This window comes from Nocardia puris (genome assembly GCF_036051655.1).
GTDB classification, from domain to species: Bacteria; Actinomycetota; Actinomycetes; order Mycobacteriales; family Mycobacteriaceae; genus Nocardia; species Nocardia puris.
Genome location: NZ_CP107943.1, coordinates 3,857,785 through 3,871,862 on the forward strand (window position 1 = coordinate 3,857,785; position 14,078 = coordinate 3,871,862).

The window sequence follows — 14,078 nt, forward strand, 5'->3', positions numbered from 1 at the left end:
TCGTTTCCGTCAGCAGTTGCTCGGTGGCGTGGCCCCCGCGAATCGGTCGGCCAGATAGGTGAACGCCCGCGGTGACCCCTGCGCGATCGCCGTGCCGTGATCGGCGCCGGGCAGCAGGTCGAGCAGCACCGGTGTACCCGCCGCGCAATAGCGTCCGGCGAGATCGCGCACCAGCCACGGATTCACCTGGTCGGACTGGCCGTGCCACTGGTACACCGGCACCCGCGGCACACCGGGGTAGATCTCGAGGCTGTTCTCGTGCAGGACGCGCACCGTCACCGGATCGGCGTCGAGTGCCCCGGTGAACACATCGGAGAAGCTGCGGTTCGCGCCCGCGTCGATGATCTCGGTGGTGCAGGCGTTGGCGATGCGGTCCCGCAGCGCCCGGCCGGCGGGATTCAGGTTGCGCGCCATATCGATCCGACCGGGGTACTCGCGCTCCAGACCGATCGCGGCGGCGAAACCGAGCCCGAACAGCGGACTCGGCGTACTCCCCACCTCGAGGGCGAGCTTGCCGATATTGACGGGGACACCGCCCTGCGCGGCCCCGACAATGTTCAGTTCCGGCGCGTACTCGGGCGCCATCGCCGCCGCGAAGCCGGTCGCCATCCCGCCGCCCGAGTACCCGGCCATGCCGACCGGGCTGCCGCCGAGTCCGGCGGGTGCGAACCGCTGCGCCGCGCGGATGCCGTCGAGGGTGATACGTCCGCCGAGTCGCGCCGCTCCGTAGGCGCTGTTCGGACCGAGATGATCGGGCACCGCGACCGCCCAGCCCCGCGCCAGCAGCAGATTCAACGCGGGCGCCTCCTGGAGTCCGCCGTTGAACAGGGTCTGCGACGGCGCGCAGTGCGTGCCCAGCGAATTGACGAACGGCTGGTACGAGACCAGCGGCCGGTTGTTCCCGCCGCCGGGCGGCACCAGCAGCGTGGTGACCGCCGCGATCGGCTGGTCCGCCGAGTTCGTCGAGCGGAACAGCAACTGCCACACCGTCGCTCCGGGGAAGCCGGGCGCGGCGACCGTCCGGCTGCGCAGCACGTCGCCGGGGCGGGCCGCGTTCAGATCGCCCGGCGTCGCGAAGAAGGCGTCGGCGGAGGGGACGGGGTAGATCGGGACCGCGGCGGCAGGCGCGGCGAAACCCAGACAGGTTGCCGCGGCCGCGGCCGCCGCCAGCGCCACGCGCAGGAGCGATCCGATGCCGAAAGGTTGCTCGGACCGACCCGTTGCCGTCAGGGTCGTGCGCGGTATTGCCAGTCGTGCCACCATCGTCGCTCCAGAACTGAGGGGGTAGGGGGTCGAACGAACGGAGTCCTCACCCCTCAGTTCGATACGGGGACGTTCGCGGTTCGGCATGACTTTCGCGCGTCCTCGGTCGGTGGACCGCCTGGTGTCGATGGACGACGTGATTCCGGGCCCACGTCCCCGCCCACCCGCCACCGGGCCGCTACCGATACGATTGCCGCCGGTGAACTCGCCGCCGTCGCGCCGGGGAAAATCGGAGGATTCCGAGGGCTCTCGCGTGGGTAGCCAACAGACTGCTGTGTCGCTGCGGTGCGGCCGGGTTCCCCGGGTTTTCGACCTGCGGCCCCGAGCTTCGTAGACTGCACGGATCGGGTGTCGCGGCCGAGGCCCCCGGCCGCCCCGTGCACGGTGGCGGCGTCGCCCGGCGCGGCGCGGTGCACGGTGAACGGCGCGTCGGTGACGCGGTGGACGACTTGGACGGCACGACGGAAGGGGGTCAGCGGTGTTGGATTCCGCCTGCCCCGGGGCCCTGCGTGGTGACGCCGCGCTACCGCCTCCGGGCCTGAGCCGGGCCGGGCGGACGTGTGCTCCTCGCACCCCGGCCGCCGTCCGGCCGCGCGTGGTACGCCGGTCAAATTCTCCGCTGCCGCTGGGGAGTTCGGCCGTTATCATTGTCGGTTCGGCGGTGCCGGGCGGACCGGCATGATCTTGATGACGAGCCGGTCGCAGCCGACACGGAAGGGAGACCCGAGCGTGGCCCATGATCGAGCCGGGCGTCCCGCGCGCGCCAGCGACCTGGAGGACATCGCGCACCTGGTCACCGCGTACTACAGCCGCATCCCGGACCCGGGCGACCAGGCCCAGCAGGTGGCGTTCGGCACCTCCGGCCACCGCGGTTCCAGCCTCGACACCGCCTTCAACGAGGCGCACATCCTGGCCATCACCCAGGCGATCGTGGAGTATCGCGCCACCCGCGGCATCACCGGGCCCGTCTATCTGGCCCGCGACACCCACGCCCTCTCCGAGCCCGCGTGGACCACCGCGCTCGAGGTGCTCGCCGCCAACGACGTGACGGCCGTGATCGATTCGCGCGACCGCTACACCCCCACGCCCGCGCTGAGCCACGCCGTGCTGCGCCACAACCGCAACGGCGCGCGCCACCAGGCCGACGGCATCGTGGTCACCCCCTCGCACAACCCGCCGCGCGACGGCGGTTTCAAATACAACCCGCCGCACGGCGGCCCGGCCGACACGGTCGCCACCGACGCCATCGCCGCGCGCGCCAACGAACTGCTGCGCGGCGGCCTCGCCGAGGTCAAGCGCACCACCTTGCAGCACGCGCTCACCGCGAGCGTGGAACGTTACGACTACCTCGACCACTACATCGCCGACCTGCCGAACGTGTTGAACCTGGACGCGATTCGCGGCGCGGGCATCCGCCTGGGCGCCGACCCGATGGGCGGCGCGAGCGTCGACTACTGGGAGGAGATCGGCCAGCGCTACGACCTCGAACTCGAGGTCGTCAACCCGTTCGTGGATCCCACCTGGCGGTTCATGACGCTCGACGGCGACGGCAAGATCCGGATGGACCCGTCCTCGCGCTACGCGATGGCCGCGCTGGTCGCGATCAAGGACGACTACGACATCTCCACCGGCAACGACGCCGACGCCGACCGCCACGGCATCGTCACCCCCGACGGCGGGCTGATGAACCCCAACCACTTCCTGGCCGTCGCGATCGAATACCTGGTCGCCAACCGCATGGGCTGGGACGCGCTCACCAAGATCGGCAAGACCGTGGTGACCTCGTCCATGATCGACCGCGTGGTGAGCGTGCTCGGCCGCGACGTGCACGAGGTACCGGTCGGCTTCAAATGGTTCGTGCCCGGATTGTTCAGCGGCAGCCTGGCTTTCGGCGGTGAGGAGAGCGCGGGCGCGTCGTTCCTGCGGATGGACGGCACCGTGTGGACCACCGACAAGGACGGTCTGCTGCTGGCCCTGCTCGCCGCCGAGATCGCCGCCGTCACCGGTCAGACGCCGTCGGCGCGCTACGTGGAACTCGAGCGCCGCTACGGCGCGCCCGCCTACGAGCGCATCGACGCCGCCGCCACCCCGGAACAGAAAGCCCGGTTGGCGAAGTTGTCCTCGGACATGATCACCACACGCGAAGTCGCGGGCGAGCCGGTCACCGCCGTGCTCACCCGCGCACGGGGCAACGGCGCCCCGCTGGGCGGCGTCAAGGTCACCACCGAGAACGCGTGGTTCGCCGCGCGCCCCTCGGGCACCGAGGACAAGTACAAGATCTACGCGGAGTCGTTCCACGGCCCCGAGCACCTGGCGCAGGTGCAGGCCGCCGCCGAGGAGATGGTGGGCAAGGCGCTGTCCGGTGACCGCTAGAACCAAGGCCCTGCCCGCCGAGATCTGGGTGATGGTCGGGGCCGCGTTCATCATCGCCATTGGATTCGGGCTCGTCGCGCCCGTGCTCCCGCAGTTCGCCCGCAGCTTCGGGGTGGGCGTCGCCGCCGCGTCCGCGATCGTCAGCGCGTTCGCGCTCATGCGGTTGTTGTTCGCGCCCATGAGCGGTCGGTTGGTGCAACGGCTGGGCGAGCGCTGGGTGTATCTCGGCGGTCTGGTGATCGTCGCGGTGTCGACGGGCGCGAGCGCGTTCGCGCAGACCTATTGGCAGTTGCTGGTGTTGCGGTCGGTCGGCGGGATCGGCTCGACCATGTTCACGGTGTCGTCGCTGGCGCTGGTCATCCGGATCTCGCCGCCCGAACAGCGCGGGCGGGTCTCGGGACTGTGGTCCACCAGCTTCCTGGTCGGGTCGGTGAGCGGTCCGCTGGTGGGCGGTGCGCTGGCCGGGCTCGGACTGCGGGCGCCGTTCCTGATCTACGCGGCCGCGCTGCTCGCGGTGAGCCTGGCCGTGCACCTGAGCCTGCGCCGATCGGTGCTGGCCGCACCCGAGGTGAGCGGCGAATTGCGCCTGATGTCGTTCCGCGAGGCGCTGGCCCGGCCCGCCTATCGCGCGGTGCTGTGGTCGAACTTCGCCAACGGTGCCGCGGTGTTCGGCGTGCGGATGGCGTTGGTGCCGCTGCTCGTGGTGGAAGTGCTGTCGCAGCCGCCGGGGATGGCGGGCGTGGCGCTCACGGCGTTCGCGGCGGGCAACGTCGCGGTGCTGTTCCTCTCCGGACGGCTGTCGGATCGGTGGGGACGCAAGCCGTTCCTGATCGTCGGGACACTGGTGTGCGCGGTGGGCACCGCCGGGCTGGGATACGCGCCGGATATGACGTGGGTACTGATCACGTCGGTCGTGGCGGGGCTCGGGTCGGGGATGATGACGCCCGCGCAACAGGCGGCGGTGGCCGACATTTTGGGGCCGAAGGCGCGCGGCGGGCCGGTGCTGGCGGGGTTCCAGATGTCGGCCGATCTGGGCGCGGTGCTGGGGCCGATCGCGGTGGGCGCGTTGGCCGAGGAGACGTCGTACGGTGTGGCGCTGGCTGCCACCGGTGGGCTGCTCGCGTTGGCCGCGCTGGCGTGGGCGGTGGTGGGGGAGACGTTGCCGCGGCAGGCGGCAGCGGAGGTTCCGGACCTCGGCGACGCGAGTGGTGGTGCGGAGGCGAATCTCGGCGTCGCGGGCGGGGTGGTGGATCACCGGGGTGCGGTCGGGGAGCGCGAGAACGGTGCGGGTCATCGGGTTTCCGGCGACGACGTGGTGGACGGGCCGACCGGACTCGGCAAAGGCGGCGCGTCGACCGTCGGGTGACGGGGTCGGAGTGGTGGACCCGTCAACCCCATCTGGACGGGGGACTCCAGGTCGCGCTGCGGGTCAGCGGTTTGTCGCGCGGGATCGAACATGGCTCGCGCCCTGTGCCGGTCGGCGTATGAGGGCCCCACCGGTGCGCGGATTGTCGTGCGGTGTCGGCATTCTGTCGTGCCCCGGAAATCGGGGGCACGCGATTCCGCTCCGCCGCGCGGATTTTCGACTGTCGGCGCGCCTTCGCGTTTCGATTCCGCCCGTGCCGCGCGTTTCCCATCGGCGCGTACCCGATTCGTGACCGCGTGGTAACCAGCGGTTTTCGTCCTTCCGTACCGGGCATTGTGAAATACCCACGCGGCCCGTGGAATTCCGGGCCGGCCGGTAACGAACCCCTCGATCCTTCCGACTTACGGGCAGCAACGAATTCGTCGGGGCGGAAAACGGAGCAGGAGACGAAATGAGTGCGAAATTCCTCGTGGCGGTCGCGGTCGCGGCGGTGGTGTTCGGCGCGACGGGCTGCGGCGGCGACGATTCCACGGCCGCGCCGACGACCGCTCCGGTGAGCGTGCCCACGACGGGCGAACCCGCCGCCACTGCGGGCTCGCCCGCGCCGAGCCCGAGTGCACAGACGAGTCCAGTCACGCAGGCGCCCCCCGCCGACGACACGGCCGCGCCGACCACCTACCCACCCGTCGGCACCGGCCCCGTCGACGCCCGCGAGTACCAGATCGGCGATCACTTCTACTTCCAGTCGCCGACCGGAAACATCAAGTGCGGCTTCCTGCTGGACGACAACTTCGGCGTCGGCTGCCAGCTGCGCGACGCCACCGTCATCCCGCCCGAGCTGCCCGGCTGCACCCCCGCCCCCGACCGGGCGGTCGCGGCCCATGTGAGCGGCCCCACCTCGGAGTTCCTGTGCCTGAATCAGGGCATCTTCGTCGGCATCCCGCAGGACGGCACGGCCGCGGGCGGCAAGATCCTCCCGTACGGCGAATCCATCATGGTGCGCGGCTACAGCTGCACGTCGTTGCCCGACGGTGTGCGGTGCGACAGCGGTCGCGACACCGGGTTCGTCATCGCCGCCGATCACCAAGCGCTCTTCTGACCCGCCGCACCGCCCGCCCGGCGCACCCCGGGCGGGCGGCGTACGGCACAGTGGACACGTGAGCCAATCGCGTTCGAACTACACCCCGCGGCCGATGTCCAATAACACCACCTACGCGCTCGGCGCGGTCGCGCTGGTGCTGATCGTGTTGCTCGTGGTCCTGGCTTTCCGCTGGACTCGGGACGACCAGTCCGTCCGCAACGACGGCTACGGCCCGGTGCGCGACGCGGGCGTGGTCGCGGTGCTCGAGGCCGACGGCGCGGTGCTGCTCGGCAAGCCCGATGCGCGCAACACCCTCGAGATCTACGAGGACCCGCTGTGCCCGGCCTGCGGCACGCTCGAGACCGTCTACGGCCAGGAGATCGCGCAGAAGATGGACGAGGGCGCCCTCGCCGTGCGCTACCGCTACGTCAACTTCCTGGACGCCAAGTCGGGCAGCAAGGACTACTCGACCCGCGCCATCGCCGCGAACGAATGCGTCGCCGAGGCCGGTGACGGCCCGGTCTACTCGAAGTTCCACGAGGCACTGTTCGGCGACAAGCAGCCCTCCGAAGGCGGTTCGGACCTGACCAACCAGGACCTCGCCACGCTCGCCGCCGACTCGGGCGCCCCCGACGCCGTCATCTCCTGCATCACCACCGGTACCAAGCTCGACGCCGCCAAGACCCACGCCGAAGCCGCGCTGGAGGCCCTGACCGCGCGCATGGACGGGCGCGCCGCGACACCGGCCGTGTTCGACGGGGACACCAAGGTCGATGTGAACAACCACGAGTGGGTCGTGGAGGCGTCGAACTGATCGCTTCCACCGGGAAGTAGTCCCGCCGATCGGGAAAACGGGGGACAGCGTTGGTGACCGTTCGCGAAGTGAAGTAGCCTCGCCGCCGTGACACACTCGGATTGTCGGTGCGTGATCTGTCACGACTACGGCGACCGCGCCGAAATGCGCCCCGCCGACCAGCGTTTGGTCGCCAAGGTCGGCAGGCGTGGCTGGGCCGTGCTCGGGATCCCCGAGGACGACGGCGCCGGTAGCTGGGCGTTCACCGTCGGCCTCTGGCACAGCTACCGCGTCCCCGAGGTCGCCCTGTTCGGCCTGCCCACCCAGGAGTGCGTCACCCTGCTCGAACTCGTCGGCGACCAGGTCGCCGCGGGCGCCCGCCTCGAACCCGGCCAACTCCTCGCCGACGTCCTGGCCGGCGACTACCGCGTCACCCTGCGCCCGATCGCCGACTCCTGGCACCGCACCTTCTTCGGCGCCGCCCTCCGCTTCTACCGCGACACCCCCGACTGGTCGATCCTGCACTGCGTCTGGCCCGACCGCTCCCACCTCTTCCCGGGCGACCCCGACTTCGACCCGAGTCTGGCCGGTCGACAGCCGCAACTGTTGACGCCGCCGGAGGAGCACCCGAAGGGTGTGTGGGCGGATTACCACGCGGAGTGGGTGGAGTGGAGCCGAGAGAACGATTGAACCGGGTTGGTCCCCTTACTCTCCAGCCGGGAAAGCGGGGATGAGGGGGCTGCGCCGGGGCGGATAGTGGGCGAATGTCCCCTGCCGCGGAATGCTATCCAGCCGAACACCGCCGCCCACCGTGGCGAAAAGGCGATCCGGTGCTGCTCCGGCTCGGTGAGCCGGGGCCGCGCTCGGCGGTGTGACCGTGCTCGCCCGTGGTGGTGGCCGGGCGGCCGGGCGCGCGGAGTAGCGTCCGAATGGAAGTAGTGTTCGCGATCCCGCGAGTCGAATGGAGAGTGTTCGTGCCCGAGCTGGATGAGAGCCTGGTCCCCGTGCTGGACGAAGTCACCCGCCGCAATCCCGGGGAGCTGGAGTTCCACCAGGCGGTGCGCGAAGTGCTGGAGAGCCTCGGGCCGGTGGTCGCCAAGCATCCGGAATACGCCGATGCCGAGGTGATCCGGCGGCTGTGCGAGCCGGAACGCCAGATCATCTTCCGGGTGCCGTGGACCGACGACGCAGGCCGCGTCCAGCTCAATCGCGGATTCCGGGTCGAATTCAACTCCGCTCTCGGTCCTTACAAGGGTGGGCTGCGCTTCCATCCGTCGGTGTACCTCGGGATCGTGAAATTCCTCGGCTTCGAACAGATCTTCAAGAACTCGCTGTCGGGCCTGCCGATCGGCGGCGGGAAGGGCGGCTCCGACTTCGATCCCAAGGGGCGGTCGGAGGCGGAGGTGATGCGGTTCTGTCAGTCCTTCATGACCGAATTGTTCCGGCATTTGGGCGAACACACCGACGTGCCCGCCGGTGACACGGGGGTGGGGCAGCGGGAGATCGGCTACCTGTTCGGCCAGTACAAGCGGATCACCAACCGGTACGAGTCCGGCGTGGTCACCGGAAAGGGCTTGACCTGGGGCGGATCTCAGGTGCGCACCGAGGCCACCGGCTACGGCACGGTGTTCTTCGTGGACGAAATGCTGTGCGCCGCAGGGGATTCCTTCGAGGGCAAGCAGGTGCTGGTCTCCGGTTCGGGCAATGTCGCGCTATATGCGATCGAGAAAGTGCACCAGCTCGGCGGGCGCGTGATCACCTGCTCGGACTCCAGCGGATATGTCGTCGACAGCACGGGCATCGACCTCGACCTCCTGAAGGAAGTCAAGAACGGGCACCGTGGGCGCGTCTCCGATTACGCCGAACGGCGCGGCGCCACAGCGCGATTCGTCTCCGATGGCGCGGTCTGGCAGGTGCGGGGCGAGATCGCCCTACCCTGCGCGACGCAGAACGAACTCGACGTCGACTCCGCGAAACGCCTTGTCGCCAACGGTTGTTCGATCGTCGCCGAAGGCGCCAACATGCCCACCACCCCCGACGCGATCCGCGTCCTGCGCGGCGCGGGCGTCCGTTTCGCCCCCGGTAAAGCCGTCAACGCCGGCGGCGTCGCCACCAGCGCGCTGGAAATGCAACAGAACGCCTCCCGCGACTCCTGGTCCTTCGAACACACCGAAGAACGCCTCGCCGAAATCATGCGCTCCATCCACGACCGCTGCCTGGAAACCGCCGAAGAATACGGCACCCCGGGCGACTACGTCGCGGGCGCGAACATCGCCGGCTTCACCAAAGTCGCCGACGCCATGCTCGCCCTCGGGCTCATCTGAATCGCTCTCACCGCTTCGGGGACGTGCGGTGACGACCTCGGCCGAGCGCGGTACGACCGTGGACGATCCCCACCACCAACCCCGCCTTCGGCGTCGCGGTGGTGCTTCTTCGGCGCCGGCGTCACAAGATCATTCGCAGAGTTCGGTGAGCAGCGCGAACCAGCCCTATGTGGAAGTGACTGCCGGAGAGCAGTTTTCCCCCGGTTCTTCCTCGCAGATGATCCGCGGGGCGACGGCGAGCAGATCCGTCGCGGTCAAGCCGAACATGGCGCGGAACGTGTCGCTGAAGTGGGACGGGCTGGCGAACCCGGCCTGGGTGGCGGCCGTGGTGAGGTCGGTGCCCGCCGCGATGGCGCGGCCCGCCGCGAGCATTCGCGCCCACAGTCGATAGCGCCGGAACGTCGTGCCCGCCTGCGCGGAGAACAGGTGCAAGAAGCGGGATTTCGAGAGGTGGACGGCGGCGGCCAGCTGGTCGGCGGACAGGGCGAGCGCCGGGTTCGCGCACAGGATCGCCGTCGCGGTGGCGATGCGCGGGTCCATCCGGCCGCTCGCGCCGCACGCGAGGTCGAGCAATGCGGCCGGATCGAACTCGGCGTCGTTCGCGAGGTCGAGTATCGCGTCTTCGTGGACGTGGTAGATGCCGAATTCCCCTGTGCGCGTGCGCATCCGAGTGCGGATCGAGGCGGCTCGCGGTGAGCCGGGATCGAGATAGCAGAACAGCATTCGGGTGTCCGCGACGAGGCGATGCGGTGTGCGCGGCGGGACGAGCAGACTGCGCACGGCGCGTTCGCCGATCGCTTCCGCCCGCACGGTGAACTCGCCGTCGATGCCGACGGCGAGACACAGCACCGACCCGGAGTGCGTGCCGAGCCGCAGCGACGGCCCGCGATACGCGGCGTGCCCGGCCCCCAGCCACACCGTCGCCGGGGCGTGACATGTTTCCGGAAGCGGCGGTCCACCCATACTCGCCATGCTTGCACCACAGCCGAGATGAGGGAGGAATCGCATGGTCGCGGAAGTCGCCGCCGCAACGCTGATGCTGGGGGTCGGCCTGGTGCATGTGGCGCCCGGTGTGGTCGCGTTCGCGCCCGGCCGGGCGGCCTCCGTCTACGGCACGGACGTCGCGAATCCGGATCTCGAGCTCCTGTTGCGCCACCGTGCCGTCCTGCTCGCCTCGACCGGCGCCGCCCTGATCACGGGCGCGCTCGTCCCACCGGTCCGGGTCGCCGCGCTCACCGCCGGAGTCGTCAGCGTCAGCTCCTTTCTCGCCCTGACCGCCGTGATCGGCACCGCCGCACTGAACGCGAAGACCCGTCGCGTGGCGCGGGTCGACGTGGGTGCGCTCGCGGCGCTTGTGGGCGCGGGCTGCCTGCTGGTTCTCGGCAGGTGAATGGTTCGCCGTATGAGCACGCGTCTTCGACCGGGTGCCGCCACTCGACGCGAGAGGCCGCGCGAACCCTCGTCGATGCCGACCACACGTGTGGCCGACCCCGCCGGTCGTCATTGTCGCCGCTCGAGCGCGCCGAGGGTGTCACCGCTCGGCGGCGACCGGCCTGCCGTCTCGGCCGGATTATGCCGAGCTCGCCGCACGGCCGACTCGTCGGGAAGTCGTCGGGCCGATCTCGCTATGTCCGGCGCGGGTGTGCCGCGCGTCGCGAGCGGTATGGGCACATGGGCGCGGGTCCGGAGCGGCCGCCCGGCAGCCTCCGGGCGGCGCGCCCGGGATCACGTTCGACGTGACATTCGCGCGACCGTTTCGTAATCTTGCTGTTATCACTCCCGACAGTAAGCCGGTGGTTGCCGAAAATGCCTGGTCAACATCGTAAGCAGTCCTCGACGCCGAGGGTCGCTCTGTTCGCCGTGGGCACGATCGCGGCGACGGTTCTCGCCCTCCTCGTGATGATGATGAGACCCGCCGAGGATCCGCAGAACACCGCCGCGGTCGGTGCGGCACCCGCGGTCGCCGCCGACGCGGCCCCGTCCCCGACCACCGAGCCACAGGCCGCTCCGCCGCCCGGCCCCGTGCCGGTGGCCGCGGTAGATCAGTCGCAGTTGGTGGAGAAGGTCGCCAAGCAGCACACCCCGTGCTCGACGGTGCTGGCCGCCACCCGGCCCCACGTCGCGCAGGTGGGGCACTTCATCGGGAAGACATTCGCCGTGTCCGATATCGGCGGAGCTGTCGGCCGGGGCAACGACGACCACGGCGCCGGGCTGGCACTGGACTTCATGACCTCCGACACCGCCCAGGGCAACGCCATCGCCGAGTTCGTGCTCGCCAACAAGGAACGCTTCGGCGTGACCTACGTGATCTGGCAGCAGCGCTACAACGACGGCAACGGCTGGTCCTACATGGAGGACCGCGGCAGTGCCACCGCCAATCACTACGACCACGTCCACGTGTCCTTCGCCCCGAACGCGATCGTCGACCTGATCTGCTGACCGGTCGACACTGAACTCCGGCGGGAGAATCCGTCCCCCGGGTCTTGCCTCGCACAGTGCGAAGGTCGCTAGCCTGCTGGCCATGCGCGTTTCGCAGCTCGCCCACCGCACGGGCGTCTCCGTGCATCGGCTGCGCCGGTGGGAGTCGGCCGGACTCATCCGCTCCCACCGCACCGGGCGCGGCGAGGTCCGCGAGTTCGACGAATCCTCGGTACGGGAAACGATTTTCGTGTCGATGGCGCGCGATATGGGCTTCGACCTCGACACCATCGCCGCGCTCATGCCCCGCTACCGGGCGGGCACGGTCACGATCGACGAGATGGTCGCGCACCTGCACGCCCGTCTCGCCGACGTCGAAGCCCAGCTCGCCGAACAGCGCGCGCTGCGTGACCGCTTGATCGAGCACATCGCCTGGTTCGAGGATCGCAGGCCGCGTGCCCACCGCACCGAGGAGCAACCGTGATCGACCCCGAACTCACTCTCGTCCGCGACGCCGTCCTGGCGATGCCCATGGCCCGCACGCTCGGCGTCGAATTCGACGTCGTCGAACGCGGCCGCGTGGAGCTGCGCGTCCCGATCGCCGAAGCGCTCACCTTCAGCCCCGGACGGCTGCAAGCGGCGGCGGTGTTCGCGGCGGCCGACTTCGCCGCCGTCGGCGCGGCGGGCACGCTGTTGCCGCCCGGATGGATCAACGCGACCGTCGACGGCACCATCAAACTCGTGGCGCCCGCGGAGGGCACCCACCTGCGCGTGGCGGGCCGGGTGGTCGACGCGGGCCGCACCCTCACCGTCTGCGCGGCCGACGCGTACGCGGTGGGGGAGGAGGGTGAGCGCCTGTGCGCCACCTGGCTGGGGACCGCCCGCAATATTGACCTGACCGCCCGGGTCGGCAGGTGAACGCCGCCGAACCTCACCCCACCACCGCCCCGAACCATTCGACCAGCGGCCGCAGCGCCTCCCAGGACGCGCGGATCTCGGTGGCGGCGCGCGGCGTCGCCAACCAGTCGGGCGCTCCGAAGTCGCGGTGCGCGTGCAGGGTCTTGTGGCGGAGCAGATCGATACGCGGGTGGTCGGCGGCGAAGCCCTTCGGCTTGGTCTTCAACCGGTCCCCGCCGATCTCGTACCCCCGCGCGGTGAGTCCGTCGAGGATCGCGGCCAGTTGCGCTCCGCGCACCTCGTCGTCGATGGTGGTGCGCAGCCGGGCCAGCTGCTCCGGCGACCCGCTGTAGAACCCGCCGGCCACGAACAACCCCGCGGCGCTGACCTGCACGTACCAGCCGACACCCGGCGCGACACCGGCCACGGCGCCCTGATGGGTCTTGTACGGGGACTTGTCCTTCGAGAAGCGCACGTCCCGGTAGGGTCGGAACAGCTTCGCGCTCCCGAAATCGCCCTCCAGCTCCTCGGCCAGCGCCGCCATCGGCGCCCGCACCGACTCCTCGTAGGTCTGCTTGTGCGCGGCCCAGAACGTCTTGGAGTTGTCCGCCTCCAGATCCTCGTAGAAATCCAGGCCGGCGAACGGGAAGCCTCCGAATCGAACCATGGGTAGACGATAGGACGCGTCCCCGGCACACCCGTGGCTTGTCCGGTCATGACACGTCGCTTCCCGCGCCGCACGCTGGAGGCCACGATCGGAGGATCGCCATGGCAGCACGCCTCGTCTTCACCATGCTCGCCGCCGCCGTTCTCGCCGTCGGCGCGGCGGGAATCGCGAACGCCGGGGACGCCCGGCACGCATGTTCCGGGATCGTCCGCCGGAACCACCGACCGCCAGTAGCTCAGCCGACGCCGAGCGCGTCCAGGATCATCGGACGCGCCGCGGCCAGCGCGCGCTGCCGGTACGGCCAGGTGTGGGTGCCGTTCACGATGTCGACGCGGGCGGGGCCGCCGAGCGCCGCGGCGCGGTCGCGGAAGATCTGCGCCGCGATCATCGTGACAACCTCCAGCCCCTTGCCGTTGATCGTGTGGCCCACGCCCTGGGGCAGATCGGGCGGCCCGGGGACGCCGTTGCCGCTGCTGACGTAGATCGGCAGCCCGCGCAGGCGTTCGAGCTGGACGGTGGCGTCGTTGCGCCTCCACGCCGGGTCGCCGGGCGGTCCCCACATATCGTCGGGGGTGAACTGCCCTTCGTCCCACATGGTGGCCCGCATCGCTTCGCTCCACAGCGGGAACGTCGGGTTGACGAAACCGGAGAACGATCCGGCGAACACGAACTGATCGCGGTGGCGGGCGGTCAGCACCAGCGCGGCATTGCCGCCCATCGAGGCGCCGACGATGGCGTTGCGGGTGCGCGAAACGCCATGGCCGGCGAGGAATTCGGGCAGCTCCCTGGTCCGGAAGGTCTCCCATTCGTAGGTGACCGCTGACCGTTGGTGTGGCCGGGCCGGTACCAATCGGCGTAGAAGCTGGAACGGCCGCCGACCGGGAACACCAGCGTGA

14 protein-coding genes are annotated in these 14,078 nt (G+C 70.2%); 10 read left to right on the forward strand and 4 right to left on the reverse strand.

Going from position 1 to position 14,078, the window contains the following annotated elements:
- Positions 1-9: 9 nt before the first annotated feature.
- Complete coding sequence (locus OHB21_RS17635) at positions 10-1,263, reverse strand: lipase family protein (RefSeq protein ID WP_084537832.1); 1,254 nt, start codon at positions 1,261-1,263, stop codon at positions 10-12.
- Between the two features lie 729 nt (positions 1,264-1,992).
- Here OHB21_RS17635 and pgm point away from each other — a divergent pair.
- The 6 genes from pgm to gdhA all read left to right on the forward strand — a co-directional run bounded on the left by pgm (position 1,993) and on the right by gdhA (position 9,200).
- Complete coding sequence (gene pgm, locus OHB21_RS17640; protein ID WP_195125979.1) at positions 1,993-3,636, forward strand: phosphoglucomutase (alpha-D-glucose-1,6-bisphosphate-dependent); 1,644 nt, start codon at positions 1,993-1,995, stop codon at positions 3,634-3,636.
- The gene (locus tag OHB21_RS17645) at positions 3,626-5,002 is read left to right on the forward strand and encodes an MFS transporter (RefSeq protein ID WP_407675223.1); all 1,377 of its coding nucleotides are present in this window, start codon (positions 3,626-3,628) and stop codon (positions 5,000-5,002) included. Before pgm ends, OHB21_RS17645 begins: the two co-directional genes overlap by 11 nt.
- 451 nt (positions 5,003-5,453) lie before the next feature.
- Positions 5,454-6,101: a DUF6636 domain-containing protein gene (locus OHB21_RS17650; protein ID WP_195125978.1), complete on the forward strand. Its 648-nt coding sequence runs from the start codon at positions 5,454-5,456 to the stop codon at positions 6,099-6,101.
- Positions 6,102-6,159: 58 nt separating this feature from the next.
- Positions 6,160-6,897, forward strand: coding sequence for a DsbA family protein (locus tag OHB21_RS17655; protein ID WP_324192270.1), 738 nt, complete (start codon positions 6,160-6,162; stop codon positions 6,895-6,897).
- 87 nt (positions 6,898-6,984) lie between these two features.
- Positions 6,985-7,566, forward strand: coding sequence for a DUF4262 domain-containing protein (locus OHB21_RS17660; RefSeq protein ID WP_147266001.1), 582 nt, complete (start codon positions 6,985-6,987; stop codon positions 7,564-7,566).
- Between the two features lie 284 nt (positions 7,567-7,850).
- Entirely contained in the window at positions 7,851-9,200 is a 1,350-nt protein-coding gene (gdhA, locus tag OHB21_RS17665) for an NADP-specific glutamate dehydrogenase (protein ID WP_195125977.1), read from the forward strand.
- A gap of 165 nt (positions 9,201-9,365) precedes the next feature.
- Here the strand turns inward: gdhA and OHB21_RS17670 are convergent, their stop codons facing one another.
- Positions 9,366-10,172, reverse strand: coding sequence for an AraC family transcriptional regulator (locus OHB21_RS17670; protein WP_067510854.1), 807 nt, complete (start codon positions 10,170-10,172; stop codon positions 9,366-9,368).
- 34 nt (positions 10,173-10,206) lie between these two features.
- On the opposite strand from OHB21_RS17670, the gene OHB21_RS17675 reads away from it, so the two are divergent.
- The 4 genes from OHB21_RS17675 (at position 10,207) to OHB21_RS17690 (ending at position 12,536) form a co-directional block, all read left to right on the forward strand.
- The gene (locus OHB21_RS17675) at positions 10,207-10,590 is read left to right on the forward strand and encodes a hypothetical protein (RefSeq protein ID WP_067510853.1); all 384 of its coding nucleotides are present in this window, start codon (positions 10,207-10,209) and stop codon (positions 10,588-10,590) included.
- A 416-nt stretch (positions 10,591-11,006) separates the two neighbouring features.
- Positions 11,007-11,639: a hypothetical protein gene (locus tag OHB21_RS17680; RefSeq protein WP_195125976.1), complete on the forward strand. Its 633-nt coding sequence runs from the start codon at positions 11,007-11,009 to the stop codon at positions 11,637-11,639.
- A gap of 82 nt (positions 11,640-11,721) precedes the next feature.
- The gene (locus tag OHB21_RS17685; protein WP_067510851.1) at positions 11,722-12,102 is read left to right on the forward strand and encodes a MerR family transcriptional regulator; all 381 of its coding nucleotides are present in this window, start codon (positions 11,722-11,724) and stop codon (positions 12,100-12,102) included.
- Positions 12,099-12,536, forward strand: coding sequence for a PaaI family thioesterase (locus tag OHB21_RS17690; RefSeq protein WP_067510850.1), 438 nt, complete (start codon positions 12,099-12,101; stop codon positions 12,534-12,536). The genes OHB21_RS17685 and OHB21_RS17690 overlap by 4 nt, the downstream gene beginning before the upstream one ends.
- A gap of 13 nt (positions 12,537-12,549) precedes the next feature.
- On the opposite strand, the gene OHB21_RS17695 is transcribed toward OHB21_RS17690, so the two are convergent.
- Complete coding sequence (locus OHB21_RS17695) at positions 12,550-13,182, reverse strand: DUF2461 domain-containing protein (protein WP_067510849.1); 633 nt, start codon at positions 13,180-13,182, stop codon at positions 12,550-12,552.
- 235 nt (positions 13,183-13,417) lie between these two features.
- Positions 13,418-14,032: an alpha/beta hydrolase gene (locus OHB21_RS37745; RefSeq protein ID WP_267465316.1), complete on the reverse strand. Its 615-nt coding sequence runs from the start codon at positions 14,030-14,032 to the stop codon at positions 13,418-13,420.
- Positions 14,033-14,078: the final 46 nt, after the last annotated feature.

What these genes read in the sequence shown, in the direction of transcription:
- OHB21_RS17635 (WP_084537832.1), bottom strand. Translation starts at nt 1,263, where the DNA reads ATGGTGGCACGACTGGCAATACCGCGCACGACCCTGACGGCAACGGGT.
- OHB21_RS17650 (WP_195125978.1), top strand. Translation starts at nt 5,454, where the DNA reads ATGAGTGCGAAATTCCTCGTGGCGGTCGCGGTCGCGGCGGTGGTGTTC.
- OHB21_RS17670 (WP_067510854.1), bottom strand. Translation starts at nt 10,172, where the DNA reads ATGGCGAGTATGGGTGGACCGCCGCTTCCGGAAACATGTCACGCCCCG.
- OHB21_RS17675 (WP_067510853.1), top strand. Translation starts at nt 10,207, where the DNA reads ATGGTCGCGGAAGTCGCCGCCGCAACGCTGATGCTGGGGGTCGGCCTG.
- OHB21_RS17680 (WP_195125976.1), top strand. Translation starts at nt 11,007, where the DNA reads ATGCCTGGTCAACATCGTAAGCAGTCCTCGACGCCGAGGGTCGCTCTG.
- OHB21_RS17685 (WP_067510851.1), top strand. Translation starts at nt 11,722, where the DNA reads ATGCGCGTTTCGCAGCTCGCCCACCGCACGGGCGTCTCCGTGCATCGG.
- OHB21_RS17695 (WP_067510849.1), bottom strand. Translation starts at nt 13,182, where the DNA reads ATGGTTCGATTCGGAGGCTTCCCGTTCGCCGGCCTGGATTTCTACGAG.